Origin of the sequence: uncultured Abiotrophia sp. (assembly GCF_963520105.1) — a bacterium.
GTDB lineage: Bacteria > Bacillota > Bacilli > Lactobacillales > Aerococcaceae > Abiotrophia.
The window spans coordinates 280804-298072 of sequence record NZ_CAUQPN010000001.1 but is presented as its reverse complement, the minus strand read 5'-3'; the positions used below and the strand labels follow the sequence as shown (position 1 = coordinate 298072).

Below are 17269 nucleotides of genomic sequence, written 5' to 3'. Positions count from 1 at the left end.
ACCCCTCCTTTACAAGATATTTTGGCCGACTGCTTTTTCAACATTGTCTTGAATCTGTTGTTTACCGATTCCTAGGCTCCCCTTATGGGTTGGAATCAAGATAACAGCCGGTGTTACGAGTCCTTGGTAATGTGCCAGAACTTCTGGAATTTCTTGAGCATAATCTTCTGTCAGGTAAATAATGCCGTAGTTATCCTTAGCTAACTGCGCCAAGAGGCGACCCAGTCCCTCTACTTGGCGGACAGGATAAATGTCAAACCCAATCATTTGAAAAGGCAGAATGGCATCATGGTTGCCGACTACGGCAATTTTGTAAGATTTAGTTGTCATGATAACCCAGTCGCATCCTTTCTTCGATGGCTTCTTTGGCGATACCATTGGCTCGACCAAGGAGAATCAAACGCAGATTCACTGCTTCCATCTCACGCCCATTCAGATAACGCAAAATCTGTCCACCAGACAAGGCATCTAGGGAGGCACTATTGACTAAGTGCGTCAAGTAGAGATCTTGAAGTTGTTCCATCTGACTGGCTTGAATCTTGCCTGATTGCATCGCTTGGACATAGGAATCAAAAACCTTGGTATAAGGCAAGGCATTAAAGGCATTAAACCAACTTGCTAACTGGCCGTCTTTAGCCAAATGCAAGATTTCCTTAGGTCGCTTAGTCCCCTTACGAGACATTAATTGATAGGCAAAACTGTTTGGCTTGTCTTGAGCCAGGGCACGCAAGGCCGTAATGGCATTGAAAAAGTCAATCTTGGCATCCACTAATTCTTGCAGGAGCGGCAAGTCGCTTTGATCAGCAATGACCCGCAAATGACGGAAATAGGCTGAATCCATCCCCATATCAATGGCGACCGTGTTCTCATAGTCCTTATACTCTGACCAAGTCTGAGCGACTTCTTCCACAATCAAGGGATCGCATAGGTCAGACTCTAGGGTCAGGCTCAAGTGCTTGAGCGCCTCCAAGGGATAGGGGCCAATAGGAATCAAAAGATGTGACAAGTCACGTCCAATAGCCCGCATTTTCAGAAAGAGTTTAAGGTTGTGGTAGACATACTTGAGCCCAAAAACATTGACCAGATTTGGGTCTGGACATTGTTGGTAAGCAAAATCATAGTCCGCCGCCAGCGCCTTCATAATAGTCTGGTCTAAGACATCGTGTTGCCGAATCTCGGCCAAAGGAACACTATAAGGTGTGCCTTCCAGATAAAGAGCTAGCTGTTCATCATCGACAGCATTCAGCAGTTGGACTAGGTTAGCCCGACTGAGGAAGCTTTGTTCCTTGACACTAATGGCTGTATTCAGTTGAGAATAGTCATGAACCGTCATGTCCTAGCCTCCTTTTTAGTCAGCAAAAATTTGATTGGCAATTTGATAGCCTTCCTCTTCATAGATAGCGGTTAACAATTCGCGGAAGAGATAGTTGTATTCAATCCGGCCTAGGGTGATGACAAAGCCTGTTTCATGGCGCAAAGGCACCCGCAGAGCCATATCTGGATAACGCGCTTGCAGTTGATCCAGTTGGTCTTGGCTGAACTTAGCTTGTGTGTCTTCACCTAGCGCTAATTCAAAGGCTTGGCCAGTAAATTGGTTTAGGACAGGTTCCATGAACTGCCAGATTTGCTGGCTATCCCAGGCTTCCATCCGAGCCAAAGCCTCAGTGAAAAGTTCTGTTAAGACTTTTTGTTTGGCAGTCAATTTAGCTTGACGTTTCTGATAGTCTACTTGTTGTAATTGTTGTTGGTAGCGACTACGCACCTGATTCAAGGCCTGTTGGCGATGACGATCACGTTCCGCCATTGCTTGTGCTTCAGCCTTTTCTAGCAAGTCATGGTGTTCATGACGCGCCCGTCTGAGCAAGGCCTCTCCTTCTTCTGTCACCTGCGCCAAGATAGCTTGACGCAAGGATTCCATTTCACTCATATTAGGACCTCCTCCCCAGCGTCTATTGAACGTTGGTTAAGAGCATGAAGGATACAACGAAGGCCAAAATCGCGTAGGTTTCTACCATGGCCGCTAAAATGACCCCTTTCATGACATGTTCAGGACGTTTCGCTAAGATTTGAAGACCAGCAGTCGCCACATTCCCTTGGTACTTAGCAGAGAAGTAACCCACTACCCCTACTGGCAAGGCTACGAAAACATAGGCCAAACCAGTTGCTAGGCTAACCCCAGCAGACATACGCAAGAGGATGAAGAAGCCGATAACGAAACCATAAAGGCCTTGGGTACCAGGCAAGAGTTGTAAGATTAAGGCTTGGGCGAATTTATCTGGTTCTTCTTTCAATAAAGCGGCTGCGGCTTGACCGGCAGTCCCGACCCCACGTGAAGACCCCATCCCACTAAAGATAACAGCGATAGCGATGGCTAAGCCAGCAAAGAAGGCGCCCCCGTATTCTGTAAAGTAAGCAGCTAAATGTTCCATGTAATTATTCCTCCGATTTTACTTTTGTTTGAACGTTTTGATTGACTGGTGCCAGGGGCTGGAATGGCTGACCGCCGCCTTCGTAGAACTTACCGAAGAATTCGACGAACATCAAACGAGCGCCGTGGACATATCCTGACAGCATGGACAGGAAGATGTTAAGGCCGTGCAAGAGCACAAAGAGCAAGAGCCCAATGCTAAAGCGTGCCCATACTGGTAAAAAGGCCACAATGGTGTTAAAGGCCGCCCCAATACTCCCGCCTGACAAACCCAAGGCCATGAGACGTGTATAAGAGACAAAGTCCCCAATGTAACCAGAAATCCCATAGAGATTATAGAGACCTGAACCCAGTCCTCCTAGGCTCTTAGCCTTGATGACGGAGCTGAGGACAATCCCAATAGCATTGACGGCAGCTAGGATTTGGCCCACTGTGCCTAACCAAGCCGCGCCTGGAATCATTGGTCCCAGAATCATAGCGACTAAGCCTAGCAAGATGAAAATCCAAGCCAAGCCATTGGCATAGGCTTCATGGAAGTCACGCCGCTTAGCTTTCTGGTAGGTATTGAGGAAGAGTCCAGTCATGATTTGCAGGAACCCTAACCCAACAGAAAGCAGCAAGATGGTCGTGACATCTGTATTGGTATCAATCAATTTAAATGGTAGGTTAAAGCCAAAGGCTGACCCATAAATAGCTCCCCAGATAGCAGTAGATAGCCCTAGAGAGAAGTAGAACTTACAGGTCGTTCTTAGGCTTTCACGCCCCTTAATCAACCAGAGACCGATTGCGGTTGCTAACATAACCAGCAAGCCATAGCCCAAGTCGGCTACCATCATCCCGAAGAAGGTCCAATAGAATGGAGCCAAGAAAGGCGTTGGGTCGACTTCATTATACTTAGGCAAGGCATACATCCGGGTCACCGATTCAAAAGGTGCCACGAGAGGATGGTTGCGTAATTTAATTGGTACTTGGTCTAGCTCTTCATCCTTAGCATCAGCAACTTTCATAACGACTAAGCCTTTGAAAGCTTGCTTAAGAATCTCTTGTAAATGAGCTGTCGCGCGTGTTTCCGTCCAACCTTCAACCGCCGCTAAATGTTCAGTTAAGCCAGCGTTTTGGCTCGCTGCCTCGCGCAAACTGTGGTTGGCTAAGTAATCTAATTGAACTTTGAGTTGGTCAACCGTCTCTTGAGACTGGGTCAACTCTTGGCGAATGGCTTGGATGGTTTCTTGCACTGTCTTGAGCCGTTCAGAGGTCAATGGCAGTTGCTCCTGAGGCAGGCGATCAAAAGGATACTCTAATGCCTGGAAGGAAGCAGGTGCCAAGCTATCCAAGAAGTCTGCTTGACTGGATAATTTCTGACTAAAGACCACAACCCCTACTTCTTGAGGATTGCTGAAGACTCGTTTTACCACTAAGTCAGGCAAAGCTGCCAAAGCCTTGTAGTAACGGTCAATACTATCTGCCGGCACAGTCCCTATTGCCACATTGACCACTTGATGGTTTTGGCCTCCTTGAGGTAAGACATCTAGCTTTTGCCATTGGGTCAAGAGGGCCAAGTCCGCTTGCAAGGTCTGAGCTTCTTTTTCTAAATCCTTGAGTCGCTTATTGAGCTGACTTGCTCGGTTAACAGCTAATTGTTCATTGAACTGACGTCCTTGGGCTTCCAATTCTTGGAAGGTCAATTCTGGCAGTCCCTCGGTTAAAGAGGCTACGAGACCCTTCTTAGGCAAATGCTGTTGATAGAGGGTCAGCGCCTTTTGCACCTTTTCCTGACGTTTCTGAAGCTGGGGAAGTAGATTGACGGCTTCTGCCTCATCTTCCCGCTTAGACGTCCCTCGCTCATTGGCTTCAAGGTCTTGCCAATCGTCCAATACCTTGAGGTTATTGAGATGGACCTGGCCATCTTCTTGAAGGACAGTCAGTAATTCCGGCAGAAGGGCCTTGCTTGTCACCAAGGTAATCTTCTGCATTGGACTAACGGCCATAATTGTCTACCACCTTTGTCAAAATATGTTGGAGCCAGTGTTCACGCTGGCCAGCTAAGACTTGCTCAACCAAGGCTTGACTTGCCTCTTGGATTGAAGCTAATTCTTCTTGAGCGACTTGATAGCGTGCTTCTAACTGGGCTTCTTCTTCTGCCACTAGGGCTTGGGTCACTTGGTCGAATTGGGCGATTACCTCTGCCAACTCTTCCTCACCTACTTGACCTAAGGCAGTTACTTGTTCTTGATAGTCACGTCTTAAGGCTTCAGCTTCACGCTCGATAGCCTGCATTTCTTTCATGGTTGTATTCACACTTAATTGCACCTCCTATAACTCGGATACGCCTACTATTATACCAAAACAATCCCGTTTTTTATAGCAAAATCATTCCTCCTTCCATACCTTGAAAAAAAGTGCTTGACATTATGAACGTATGTTCGTATACTAGAGATATAGAACAGGTGTTCGCAAGAACATTATTTCGCATAGAAAGGATGATCCCCATGGAACTCTCATTAAATACTAAAGCAATGCCCGCCCTCTTCAGCAATGTTTCCAAGGCAACGCGCCAATTGTTACAACCCTTCTTCCAAGCTCCGACTTCAGAGGCGAATGTTCAAGCTTTTATTATGCCTATGGACCATGTTCTGGAGCGTCTACACCAACATTATGTCAGTCAAGAAGCCTTGACGCTCACCTACGAATATTATGATAAGGCCGGCAAAATCCAACTGGGCGAACGCCGTGTCTATGTCACTGGCCTCTTAAGCAATGGCCACTTCCGTTTTATGGCCTGCGACTCCGGCCTGGATTTCCTCTTGGATAGCCAGCAAATTCTCCGTGTAAAATAACCCTTGCCCCACCTCAAACCACTGCCATGGTTTTGGGGCTGACGAAGCAGCTACACTCTCTTAGACGTCTCACTCCTGAGTCGTCTTTTTTGTATACAAGGATAAGAAAAAGCCTCGTCATAGACGAGGCATAAAAATACTTTATTGACCTGTTCCTTGGCCGTTACCTGAACCTTGAGCAGGAGGCGTGACCGGTTGAACTGGTTGTGTTGGCTGAACTGGCGTACTAGGTTGCTCACTATTTTCTGGCGGAACTGTCGGTTGGACAGGTTCTGGCTGAACTGGTTGTGGTGTAACCGGCTCTTCATAATAATACTCAGTTGCTGGTGCTACTGGATTATAATACTCATTCTGCCGAAAGTTTTGCGCATTATCCTGTGTTTGGGATACTTGTTGCAGTTCTTCTGCTGTAAAACCAGTCGGATATTGATTGATAATCAACTTAGAGGTCTTGGACACCGTCGCAGTAGTCGTTCCTCCTGTATCTCCAAGAGGATCATGAAGTTGACTGGCGCTAATTGGTGTTAAGCCTGAATTCAAACGCAACTCATTGGCTACCTTAAGGCGGGAAGATAGAGGTGCATAGTAGTAGTAAATCTCATTCAACATCAAATCTTCCAAATTTTCAAAGCGAATGGCGGTGATATTTTGGAGAGCTGGCGAGTATTTCTGATAGATATTAAGGGCCTGCTTGAGGTCTAAGTTAGTCTGGACATTCTTAGCCACAACTTCCAGCAATTGCGGGTAGTTGGCAATCGCCCCAACATTGGAGAGCTTATCAACCAAGGCCTTGATTACCAGTTTTTGCCGGTTTTGGCGCCCTGTCTCCCCTTCAGGGTCGTCATAGCGCATCCGAGCAAAGTTCATAGCATTCCAACCATCGACATGCTTGGTTTCGCCTGCTACGAAGCTTGATTCTTGATAGGTAAAGGTAATTGGGCTAGTGACATCAATCCCACCTACCGCATCAATCAACTGTTCCAGACCTTGCATATTGACCACGGCATAGTAGTCAATTGGCACATTGAGGAAGTTTTGCACGGTATCAATGGTTAAGTCGACGCCACCAAAGGCAAAGGCATGGTTAATCTTATCTTGGCCATGACCCTGAATATCGGTATAGACATCCCGCGGGATGCTGAGCATCTTTGTGGTGTGAGTCTTTGGATTGAGGGATAAGATAATCATGGAGTCAGAACGCCCTACATAGCCCTTGCTAGTGTCACGTCCACGACCATCATCGTCTGTCCCTAGTAAGAGAATATTAATCGGATCGCCGGTTTCAATAGAAGCCTCTTTTGGCCGTATCTTCTTAACCTCTACGGTACCACTCTTCCCAATCTCAGTCGAATTCTGACTGACTTGATTAGCAAGGTGGTTAATATCCCATAACATTTTGGCCGCATAGGCAGCACCTGCTAAGAGTACCAAGAAGAAGAAGACGAGAAACCAGCGACCTAGTCCCCATTTTTTCTTCTTAGAACCGTGCAGCTCGCTACGCGATTGTTTTACTTTATTAGTCATTCCATCACATTCCTTAATTATTTTCCAACTTCTCTTGTAACTGTTGGAGCAAGACATGCTGGCTATCAGCGTCTAGGTTGACAATTGACATAGGGGCTTCCGTCATTTGACTGAAGTAACCCGCCCGGAACAAGTCCAAAAATTCATCAAAAGTCATATCTGTCCGGATGGCTTCTTGCAGAAGCGCAACTTCCTTGTCTAAACTTGGCACTTTCTGCCAATTAGCTAGGTGATTGATAAGTCCTTCTATGACATCCATTTGTCTTTGGCCTTGACTGAGAGAGGTCTCATCCGTCTGACGAGCCAAATAAACATAGACTTCACGCCCTGTCAATTTCACCTCTTGGCCCTTGGCCAGGAGACGATTTTCCAAGACAAAATCTTGCTTAGGCACTAAGGTGACGCCACCCAATCGATCAATTAGGGGACGAAGCTTAGAAAACCTAACTTCTATTGTATAATCAATCGGCACATTAAGCAACTCATGTGTTGCTTTTTCAATTGATTGTAATGGTTTCATCATGAAAACTTGACCTAATTTACCAGCTGGTAGACTAGCCCCTTCCTTAAGCGTGGATTCACTCGGAATCTGTAGTCGGGTGCTCTCTCCTTGCCCTACTTCCAGCAGACTGAGGCTAATCAAACGTGTCTCCTCTGAGACCAAGCGTCCCGATTCATTATCATCCACACCTAGCCACAAGAGGGTCAGGGGTTTACGCTCTCGAATACGCTCTGGCAAGCTCGATTCAGCATTAGCTGAGCTACTTACCACTTCAACTAAAGGTTCATAGGCTGAGCTGATGTTCCGTATGACAAAACTTACATAGAAGAAACAAACTACTCCAATAATCATCAAGAAGAAGATAATCAGCACTAACAGGCGACTACGCCGATAGTTACGATTATCGTACTCATAATAGGAAGAAGGCATTGACCGTTTTGTACGTCTTTCTTTCAAAACAGTCCTCCATCTTATGCTTGAGAGGTAACATCATAACCTTGTGGGTTTTCTTTCTGCCATTTCCAAGAATCCCGGCACATATCGACCAAGTTCCGTTGAGCATACCAGCCCAAGAGTTGGTTAGCCCGGCTAGCATCAGAATAGCAGGTTGCCACATCACCAGGACGGCGATCGACAATCTTATAATTGACCTTAATGCCATTGGCTTCTTCGAAGGCCTTGATTAAGTCCAAGACACTATAGCCTTCGCCGGTCCCTAGGTTATAGGTTTCGACCCCTTTTACTGTCAAGTTGCGGTCTAAGGCCTTGAGGTGACCGAGTGATAAGTCCACTACGTGGATGTAGTCCCGAACCCCAGTCCCATCAGGCGTTGGGTAGTCATCCCCAAAGACACTGAGGGCAGGTAATTTGCCAACCGCCACTTGGGTAATATAAGGCATTAAGTTATTAGGAATCCCTTGTGGGTCTTCACCAATACGGCCAGAGGCATGGGCCCCAATTGGGTTAAAGTAGCGCAGGATGGTAATGGACCAGTCTGGATCTGACGCTGCTAGGTCGCGGAAAATCTGCTCTTTCATCACCATGGTTGAGCCATAAGGGCTGTTAGCAGTATGCGTCGGCATATCTTCGGTTAAAGGCGACGGATTATTGAGCCCATAGACGGTTGCCGAACTAGAGAAGACAATATGTTTTACTCCAAATTCATTCATAACTTCCACTAGAGCGATGGCACCACCTACGTTATTGTGGTAGTACTTGATTGGTTCTGCTACTGATTCCCCAACAGCTTTATAACCTGAGAAATGAATAACAGCTTGGATTTTATTCTCCTTGAAGACTTGGCGCATAGCGTCCTTGTCTAAAACATCCACCTCATAAAAGGCAAAGTCCTTACCTGAGATTTGGCGAATACGATTTAATACTTCTGGTTTTGAATTAGAAAAATTATCAACAATTACAACTTCATGGCCAGCAGCTAATAATTCCACGACGGTATGACTACCGATATACCCTGCTCCACCTGTTACGAGAATTGCCATAGGAACACCCCTATTACATATTTTTATTGAACAGTCTCATTATAGCACATTTTAAGGCCAAGAGAGAGTCCTAAATCAGAATTTTATAGTTTTTTTAGATTTAGTTACCAGATAGTAACGCCCTTATCTTTCAAGCTACGAAAGGGTTTATGAGCGACTTCAAAATGTTGCGACAATTATTACGATATTTATTTACACCTCACCCTTAGCTTCCTCCTTACTCCAAAGCCGACATAAGAAAAGAGGCTGAAAGCAAGCTTTCAACCTCTTAATCTAATTATTCTAAATTTTCAGCAATGTTTAAGAGATAGTCACGGAGACCTTCTTTGATTTCTGGATGCTTGAGCCCATACTCAATACTCATTTCCAAGAAACCTAACTTATTACCGATATCATAACGTTTGCCATCAAAGCGTTTAGCAAAGACTCTTTGGGTCTTGTTGAGGGTATCAATGGCATCGGTCAACTGGATTTCACCACCTGCACCCGGCGCTTGATTTTCTAAGATGTCAAAAACCTCAGGCGTCAACAAGTAGCGCCCAATAATGGCTAGGTCACTTGGGGCATCTTCTGGTTTAGGCTTTTCTACAAAATATTCAACATTGTAGATGCCATCTTCTAGCTCACGCTCAGGTGCGATAATCCCATACTTAGACGTCTCTTCATGAGGTACTTCCATGACTGCAATGTTAGAGGCATGTGTCTTCTCATAGACATCTATCAATTGCTTAGTCAGAGGCTCCTGACCCTGCATAATGTCATCCCCTAGCATGACCACAAAGGGCTCATTGCCCACAAAGGCTTTGGCTTGCAGAATGGCATGCCCCAAGCCCTTAGGATAGGACTGACGAACGAAGAAAAGGTTGACATTGGTTGGCTTAACCAATTCCAGCAAATCATCCTTACCTTGCTTACGTAGGTGTTCTTCCAATTCAATGTTAGAGTCAAAGTGGTCTTCAATGGGACGTTTGCTCTTACCAGTGACGATTAGGATATCTTCAATCCCTGCTTCAATGGCTTCTTCCACAATAAATTGAATGGTTGGTTTATCCACAATAGGTAACATTTCCTTAGCCATAGCCTTGGTGGCCGGTAGGAAGCGCGTCCCATAACCTGCAGCAGGAATGACTGCTTTCTTAACTTTTACCATTTCCCTTGCTCCTTTTCATGAAGTTTGATGGCTTAAGGCCTATTCCGAAGGTACTTCAATGGAGAGGCTAGCCTCTACTTGTTCTAGACGTGACTCCATTTCTTCTATACGACTATTGAGACTTTCAATTTCGGCCGTCTTCTTCTTCATCGGCAATTGAAAGAGTTGATTGAAGGCGTAGATGGCTACAAAGAGGAAAGCCACTAGGCCTAGCATATAGACCCAACCACTACGGGTCAGGCGCCGATTAATCTTACGGCTAAGGTCTTGGCTTGCATCGTGTGTCGGCATCTTCTACATCCTCTCTAGCTTAGTAGGCCCATTCGCCCTTGCGGAAGATAGGAACACGTGTCCCGTCCGCCTTGATTCCGTCAATATCCATATGTTCATTCCCAATCATGAAGTCAACATGGACAATCGAACGGTTGAGACCGGCTTGCGCCAACTCTTCTTGGCTCATGTCAGTCCCGCCTTGAACCGAAGTCGCATAGGCTTGCCCAATTGCTAAGTGGTTGGAGGCATTTTCGTCGAAGAGGGTATTGAAGAAGGTGATACCTGATTGAGAAATAGGTGTTTTATGGGCAACTAGGGCAACTTCCCCCAGGCCACGAGCCCCTTCATTTTCTTCTACCAGGCGTTTGAGCGTTTCTTCCCCCTTTTCAGCTGATACTTCCACAATTTGGCCGTCCTTGAAGGTAAACTTCATGCCTTCGATGACTGTCCCACCGTAAGCCAATGGCTTAGAGCTCGAAACATAGCCTTCAGCTCGACGGAAATCAGGTGCTGTGAAGACTTCTTCAGTTGGCATGTTAGCAATGAAGATCTCACCTTTACGGTTAAGGGAGCCCGCACTTTCCCAGACATGGTTCTTAGGTAAGCCCAAGACTAAGTCAGTCCCCGGCCCAGTATAGTGAAGGGCATCAAATTGTGTATCGTTCAAGAACTTGGCTTTCTGATCTAAGGTTGCAACATGTTGATCCCAAGCCGCGATTGGATCATCAGCATAGATACGGTTGGCCTTGAAGATAGCTTCCCATAATGCATCTACTTGCTCTTGACTTGAGCCTAAGTCAGGAAAGACGACTGCCGCCCAAGCTGGTGCAGCCCCTGCCGCTACTAACCAACTCACTTCATTGGCTTGGATGGCGGTTGACACATGGGCAATAGCCGAACGCAAGGCACGTTGTGACGCACTAATTTTCTGAGCGTCTAAGCCAGATAGGTTGTTAGGGTCAGTTGAGCGTAAGGCCAGGCGCTTAGCACGTTTTTCCAAGAAGTACTCTGCTTTGGCTACAGCATAGTCAGGTACCTCGCACAAGGTTTCTGTGCTTTCGTATTCGTATTTGAGACGGGTTAAGGTATCATCAGAAAAATCAACCGCAACATTGGCTGCCCCTGCTTCATAGGCCTGCTTGACCAAGAGGTGAGTCAATTGAATTTGGTTCACATCGGTATTGATGTGGACATAATCCCCCGTCCCCACGTTCAAGCCCTTCTTGATTAAGAGATGGGCATATTTGGCTAATAATTCATCAAAATTCGCTAAAGTCATAAGTTCCTCCTTGTATCTATCTTATTATTAATTGTCAGCTAAAGCGTCGGCTAAATCTTGAGCCAGACGTTCTAATTCGGTCACGGCCTCATCTTCCGGGTAGAGGTTAACCTTGACGCTAGCGCCAGCTTGGCGAGCTCCTGCTTTCTTGAATTGTTCTTCCAGGGTATCAACTGCCCCACAGAAGACTTCATAGAACTCGTCCCCAGAACCAAAGACCCCAAAGACCTTACCTGATAAATCTAATTGCCCTAAGTCTTCAGAAAAGTCTAACATTTCATCAGGCAAGACACCGTCCACACCATAGGTATAGGCTCCCGCGATACAGCAGTCATAGTCTTCAAAGTCTGCTGCCTCGGCTTGCATGACATCATGCAGGGTGACCTCAACCCCGTGTCCTTCTAGGGCTTCTGCCAGAATATCTGCACAGGCTTCAGTGTTTCCGGTCAAGCTTGCATAAATAATTAATGCTTGTGGCAACTAACCCGCCTCCTTCATCTCAATACTACTCTTTTATTATAACAAAGTTAGGCACAAAAATATACGCCGGCACTCATTTTTTATAGAGCTTACATAAATAGTTAACAAGTAGACACCTAATTTTGGTCTCTTACGAGTAAACTAATAGTAGCTAAAGTCCAAAAAAGGGACTGGAACTTAGGTTCCAGCCCCTCCAGCTTATGGTTGGTTTGGTTTGTAACTTTCAATTGTTGAGCGCGTTGCTTCTCTCGTTTCGAAATAAGCATTCATGACATCCCGGGCAATTCGGGTAGAATCACGACCGGTTGCGTCAGCTGGTAGATAAGGTAAGACCACGCTGACCGCAATTTCAGGCTTATCATAAGGCGCATAACCGATATAGGTGGCATTAGTCACTGGATTATTGGCGGCATACTGGATTGGGCCAGCATAGAAGGCTTCGTCCGTCCCTGTCTTAGACCCAACCTTGATAGGGTAATTCATGAAGAGGTAATGAGCTGACCCGTCCATTGTATGGGAAACTTGATACATCCCTTCGTGAATGCGATCCATAACAGTTTTTTCAACTGGCACTACGTTCATGACCTTAGGTTCAATTGTCGTTTCTACTCCACCTAGATGTCCATTGGCATCTGTATTGCGGATTTCCTTAACCAAACGTGGTGCATAACGAACTCCACCGTTGGCAAGGACACTGGCATATTGAACTAGTTGTAGTGGCGTATACAAGTCGAACTGTCCGAAAGACAAGAACAAGATATTAACCAATTGTTTTGACTCAGGTAAGTAACCAACAGACTCACTCGGAATATCAATCCCAGTTTTAGTTCCTAAACCAAACTCGGCAAAGTACTCACGCATGGTATCCAAAGTCTTAGGATCGATATCCAACTTACCGTCCTTAGTATATTCGTTCTGTCCACCCATTCTCATGGCGGTCTTAATCATGTAGATGTTGGAAGACTTTTGCAAGGCTTCAATATCATTAATATTGACTTGACCCGTACGGTTGAAGACGGAACTCTTTTCAGCAGAGCCCTGGAACTTCATTGGTTCATCCAAGATGGTATTATTATTTAGGCTGAGCGCGCCCGACATGTAACCCATAGCCACCATGGCAGGCTTAACCGAAGACCCCATACCATAGGAGGTGTTGAGAGTCCCCAAGGTGTCATCTTCGATAGTATCATAATCATAAGAGTCGGTCGCTTGGTTGTATTTGAATCGTTTACCAACCAGAGCTAAAACATCCCCATTATTGGGGTTAAGCACTGCAATGTAAACCCGATCGTTCAAACCACGGTTTTCAATTTTCTTAAGCGAGCTTTCGGCAATCTCTTCTAATTTCTTCTGGAAATCGATGTCCATGGTCATGACTAAGTTGTCACCCTTGGAGCCTTCGTAGACGACTTGTTTAGCCAAGACATCATCGGAAGAGTCGGTTACAATCTTAGATACCGACTTTGCACCATGTAAAACGTCTTCGTATTGTTTTTCTAGATAACTGATCCCTACCCGGTCATTCATGGCATAGCCACGAGCTAGGTACATTGAGGCTAATTCACTTGGGAGACCGCGTTGTTCTGAAGATACTTGACCCAAGATAGAACGCATCATTTCCCCTTGTGGGTAGACCCGTTGCCAATCCGTCCCAATCTGAATACCTGGCAATTCACTTAAATGTTCACTGACCCGAGCAATTTCATCAGGCGTTACATTCTTATTTTTGACGGTAACTGTTGAAAGCGAGAAAGCACTATTCATACGTTTGAAAAGGGCAATTATCTTAAGTTCGGACTCTGAATATTGAATATCATCTTCAGTTACTGCTGCTAGTTGAGCCTCATAGGCTTCTGAACCAGCTAATTTGCGTTGTTCAGCTGTTAAACGGCCATTGACGGTATCAGGGTTAGTCACAACGAAATAATCTTTCCGGTCCCGCTCGGTTACTTCTTGCGTTGGAACATCAACTAAAGAGGCTAAACGTCGAGCCACCGCAATAATATCCTTGGCTTGGACTTTAGAATCACTATCCCGCGTATAAAGGATTGCACGTTCTGGCTGGTTGCCGACTAGGATTTTCCCATTGCTATCGTAAATCATCCCTCGTGGCACAGAACCTGTCGAAGTAGTGGACTCGGTCCGTTCAACCATTCGTTTGAACATTTGCCCATTATAGAGTTGGATATAGCCCAAGCGTACGAAAAGGGCCGCAAAACATAAAAAGGAAATCATTAATAGAAGGTTCAAACGAAAGGGAATATGGGATTTATTCTTTGGTTTCTTTAACTTATAACGTGGCATTTCAGCACTCCATTCCCTTCATAATATTCTAAGCTTCTCTATTATACCAAAAGAATTCATTAAAAGATAATAGTTCATCATAAATCCATAAAAAAAGCTAAAAAGCCGCCTCATTAAAAGGTGCTATTAAAGTCAAAATTTGGTAGAATAGATAAGAATGCTAGAAAATTTGGAGGTATTTATGAGCCAGCACGTGAACCAGCATGCCATGCCTCGCTTGGCCCGCTATAAACCCTATCTACTTAACCTTGGCCTAACCACACTTATTTTAATGGGCTTAGCCATCTTCAAAGGATTTACCCCTTTTGGCTCCAATTCCATGCTAACCATCGATCTGGGCCAACAATATATTGACTTTTTCAGTCTCTTTCGCCAGACCCTGACTCAAACGCCGGAACAATTCCTCTACAGCTTCCAAAAAGGCTACGGCGGAGAGATGATTGGAGTTTGGGCCTATTATCTTATGAGTCCCTTCAACCTGATTTTACTGCTTTTCGACGAACAACATCTGGCTGCAGCAGTTACCCTCTTAACTTATCTCAAATTGGCAGGAGCCAGCCTGACCTTCTTCTATTTTGCTCGCAAAAAATATCATACCAATACGGTTATGGGCAGCCTCTTTGCCAATGCCTATGCCTTAATGAGCTATACCTTTACCTATATGCTCAACATCATGTGGTTTGACGTCTTAGTCTTCCTGCCACTGATTGCGCTAGGTCTAGACCGCATCATGACTCAACGTCGCAGCAAGCTCTATGTCATTATGTTGGCCGTCAGCCTGATTTCAAACTACTACATTGGCTTTATGATGTGTATCTTCCTAGCCTTCTATGCCGGTTATGTCATCTTCGAGAAGTTCCCTAAGGTGACGATTAAATCCTTTATCCAACACTATAGTGACTTCGTCATCCAGTCCCTGATGGGAGCTGCCATTAGTGCCATGATGTTGATCCCCACTTTCATGGCCTTGCTCAGCAGTAAAGCAACCCACACCAAGACCGACTGGAATTGGGATGTGGCTCATAATCTAGAGGCGATTGGTTCCAAACTTTTTCTTGGCTCCTTCGTTTTCGACGAGATTAAGAAAGGTTCGCCAAACCTCTACTCTTCTATCTTAGTCAGTCTCTTCGTAGTCTACTACTTCTTCATCCGCAAGATTCGTTGGCAAGAAAAAATCGCGGCCATCGTGGTCTTGATTCCTTTCTATTTAGGTTTCCACTTCAAGATCTTTGACCGCTTGTGGCACGGTGGCCAGTTCCCAATCTGGTACCACTTCCGCTTCTCCTTCTTGACCACCTTCTTCTTCATCATTCTGGCCCTCAAAGCCTTCCAAAATCGCCGTCAGGCCTTGGCCTACTGGCAGAGCATCCTGATGATTGTGAGTGTCACGGTCTACACCTATTATTACTACGGACGGATGTCAGACTATAAATTCCTTAAGTTGAATGCCCTCAACCTTGATCTTAGTAACCTGGGTGCAACCAAGATTGAAGCTAATCTACTCTTAAGTTTAATCTTCGCTCTCATGATTATTTTGGTCCTTCACTTCGAATTTCTCCATCCTAAGCTCATGCAGGTAGCCCTACTTGCGGTTGTAGCCTGCGAGATTTTCACTAATGGCGCCTTGATTCTCCAAGAATTAAGCTATGTTCAACTTTCTAAGTTTAACGACTATGTGGCGATTTTAGATAAGTCACTTACCGGCCTCCGAAACCCGTCTGATGACTTCTACCGAATTCATACCACCTATCAGCGTTCTAAGAACGAAGCTATGTATACCCATTTCAATGGCATGAACCACTTTGGCTCCACCATAGATGCCAACGCACCTAAGCTCTTTGGCTATTTAGGTCTTCCTCAAACATCTGGGGTCGTAGAATATACTAACGGGACTCTCTTCACCGACGACCTTTTCAATATCCGTTACCTCTTGGATCCTTCCAAGGATACAGCAGCCAATACCAATCCTGATCAATATAAACTTTACCAAGTGGCAACTGATCTGGATATTCAGGCTTATCCGACCATTGATAGTCAACCTCGCTATGTTGTCCACGAAAACACGGAACGTTTAGGTTTGGGGATTGAAGTCTCTAATCAATTAACTTCTGAAAGTAACCCCTTGGTGAATCACCAACCTATTCAAAACCAAGAATACTTACTTAGTCTAGTTGACTATAAGGGAGCGGGCCAACCTTACTTTACCGAGCACGAACTCGAGGAAGAAGCGCCCGTCAATGTGACCATTACTAACCGTGGCGATGGTGACTACTTAACCTACTCACGTAATAGCGAATCTAGCAACAGTGATCTGACAAAATCTAAGTCATCTCACTACTTCAGTTTCCGCTTCAATACAACTAGCGAAAATCCTTACTACTTCACTCTACCTAGCCAATATGATGGCGAGAAGACCAAGCTGGATCTTAACAGTGAGGCCTACCACTTCTATGGGACCTTCTCCTATCGCCAAATCACTAACGCGTCCTACAAGAAAATTCAGGATAATCAAGAACTCAAGGTTCGTCTTGAAAAACCAGAATTGAAAGCTAACCTACCAAAACTCTACGAGTTTGATAAGGCACGCTATGATGCTATGATTGCTAGCAAGAAGGACCATCTCTTTAAAGTAACGAGCTTCAAACACAATAAGATTACGGGTACCATTAATACAGAACAAGAAGAAGGCTATCTGCTCTTCACCATCCCTTACGACAAGCACTGGCGCATTACAGATAATGGCCAACCTGTCCAAGGCATCTCAGTCTTGAATGACACCCTACTGGCTATTCCAATTAAGAAGGGCGACCACACCATTACCCTTCACTACTTCCCAATGCCTGTGTGGATCGGCTTAGCTGTCAGTCTCTTAGGTATTGCTGCCTTCGTCTTAGACCAGACTTGGCTTAAAAAGTATCGCAAACCATTGGAAGTTGCTAGCGTCTAACTATTTAAAAAGTCCGCCATCTGGCGGACTTTTTATTTGCCTTTGA

At 45.3% G+C, this 17269-nt stretch carries 16 protein-coding genes; 2 read left to right on the top strand and 14 right to left on the bottom strand.

Annotated elements, in window-relative coordinates:
• Positions 1–9 precede the first annotated feature (9 nt).
• From RWO08_RS01370 to RWO08_RS01345, 6 genes are read right to left on the bottom strand one after another with little or no spacing between them, the layout of a single operon-like run.
• Positions 10–330, bottom strand: a complete 321-nt coding sequence (locus RWO08_RS01370) for a V-type ATP synthase subunit F (protein WP_023390900.1) — start codon at positions 328–330, stop codon at positions 10–12.
• Positions 320–1333 carry a V-type ATPase subunit gene (locus RWO08_RS01365; RefSeq protein WP_023390901.1) on the bottom strand — a complete coding sequence of 338 codons (1014 nt, stop codon included), beginning with the start codon at positions 1331–1333 and terminating at the stop codon, positions 320–322. The genes RWO08_RS01370 and RWO08_RS01365 overlap by 11 nt, the downstream gene beginning before the upstream one ends.
• A gap of 15 nt (positions 1334–1348) precedes the next feature.
• Positions 1349–1927: a V-type ATP synthase subunit E family protein gene (locus tag RWO08_RS01360; RefSeq protein WP_070755363.1), complete on the bottom strand. Its 579-nt coding sequence runs from the start codon at positions 1925–1927 to the stop codon at positions 1349–1351.
• Between the two features lie 22 nt (positions 1928–1949).
• On the bottom strand, positions 1950–2429 hold the full coding sequence (locus tag RWO08_RS01355; RefSeq protein WP_070755362.1) for a V-type ATP synthase subunit K: 480 nt from the start codon (positions 2427–2429) through the stop codon (positions 1950–1952).
• A gap of 4 nt (positions 2430–2433) precedes the next feature.
• Positions 2434–4416, bottom strand: coding sequence for a V-type ATP synthase subunit I (locus RWO08_RS01350; RefSeq protein ID WP_314196620.1), 1983 nt, complete (start codon positions 4414–4416; stop codon positions 2434–2436).
• Positions 4406–4726, bottom strand: coding sequence for a hypothetical protein (locus RWO08_RS01345; RefSeq protein WP_314196621.1), 321 nt, complete (start codon positions 4724–4726; stop codon positions 4406–4408). The genes RWO08_RS01350 and RWO08_RS01345 overlap by 11 nt, the downstream gene beginning before the upstream one ends.
• 191 nt (positions 4727–4917) lie before the next feature.
• On the opposite strand from RWO08_RS01345, the gene RWO08_RS01340 reads away from it, so the two are divergent.
• The gene (locus RWO08_RS01340; protein ID WP_070755359.1) at positions 4918–5265 is read left to right on the top strand and encodes a hypothetical protein; all 348 of its coding nucleotides are present in this window, start codon (positions 4918–4920) and stop codon (positions 5263–5265) included.
• 141 nt (positions 5266–5406) lie between these two features.
• On the opposite strand, the gene RWO08_RS01335 is transcribed toward RWO08_RS01340, so the two are convergent.
• The 8 genes from RWO08_RS01335 to RWO08_RS01300 form a co-directional block, all read right to left on the bottom strand.
• Positions 5407–6789 (bottom strand): LCP family protein, encoded by a 1383-nt coding sequence (locus tag RWO08_RS01335; protein ID WP_314196622.1) that lies wholly within the window; start codon positions 6787–6789, stop codon positions 5407–5409.
• A gap of 13 nt (positions 6790–6802) precedes the next feature.
• Positions 6803–7747 carry an LCP family protein gene (locus RWO08_RS01330; RefSeq protein WP_314062808.1) on the bottom strand — a complete coding sequence of 315 codons (945 nt, stop codon included), beginning with the start codon at positions 7745–7747 and terminating at the stop codon, positions 6803–6805.
• 14 nt (positions 7748–7761) lie between these two features.
• Positions 7762–8790 carry a UDP-glucose 4-epimerase GalE gene (galE, locus tag RWO08_RS01325; protein WP_314211072.1) on the bottom strand — a complete coding sequence of 343 codons (1029 nt, stop codon included), beginning with the start codon at positions 8788–8790 and terminating at the stop codon, positions 7762–7764.
• A gap of 277 nt (positions 8791–9067) precedes the next feature.
• On the bottom strand, positions 9068–9940 hold the full coding sequence (gene galU, locus RWO08_RS01320) for a UTP--glucose-1-phosphate uridylyltransferase GalU (RefSeq protein WP_314062801.1): 873 nt from the start codon (positions 9938–9940) through the stop codon (positions 9068–9070).
• A 39-nt stretch (positions 9941–9979) separates the two neighbouring features.
• Positions 9980–10231 (bottom strand): hypothetical protein, encoded by a 252-nt coding sequence (locus tag RWO08_RS01315; protein WP_023390911.1) that lies wholly within the window; start codon positions 10229–10231, stop codon positions 9980–9982.
• 19 nt (positions 10232–10250) lie between these two features.
• Complete coding sequence (locus RWO08_RS01310) at positions 10251–11492, bottom strand: aminopeptidase (RefSeq protein ID WP_314062797.1); 1242 nt, start codon at positions 11490–11492, stop codon at positions 10251–10253.
• A gap of 27 nt (positions 11493–11519) precedes the next feature.
• The gene (locus tag RWO08_RS01305; RefSeq protein ID WP_070755354.1) at positions 11520–11972 is read right to left on the bottom strand and encodes a flavodoxin; all 453 of its coding nucleotides are present in this window, start codon (positions 11970–11972) and stop codon (positions 11520–11522) included.
• Positions 11973–12170: 198 nt separating this feature from the next.
• Positions 12171–14276 (bottom strand): penicillin-binding protein 2, encoded by a 2106-nt coding sequence (locus RWO08_RS01300; protein ID WP_314196626.1) that lies wholly within the window; start codon positions 14274–14276, stop codon positions 12171–12173.
• A gap of 181 nt (positions 14277–14457) precedes the next feature.
• On the opposite strand from RWO08_RS01300, the gene RWO08_RS01295 reads away from it, so the two are divergent.
• Positions 14458–17223 (top strand): YfhO family protein, encoded by a 2766-nt coding sequence (locus tag RWO08_RS01295; protein ID WP_314211071.1) that lies wholly within the window; start codon positions 14458–14460, stop codon positions 17221–17223.
• The last annotated feature ends 46 nt before the right edge of the window (positions 17224–17269 follow it).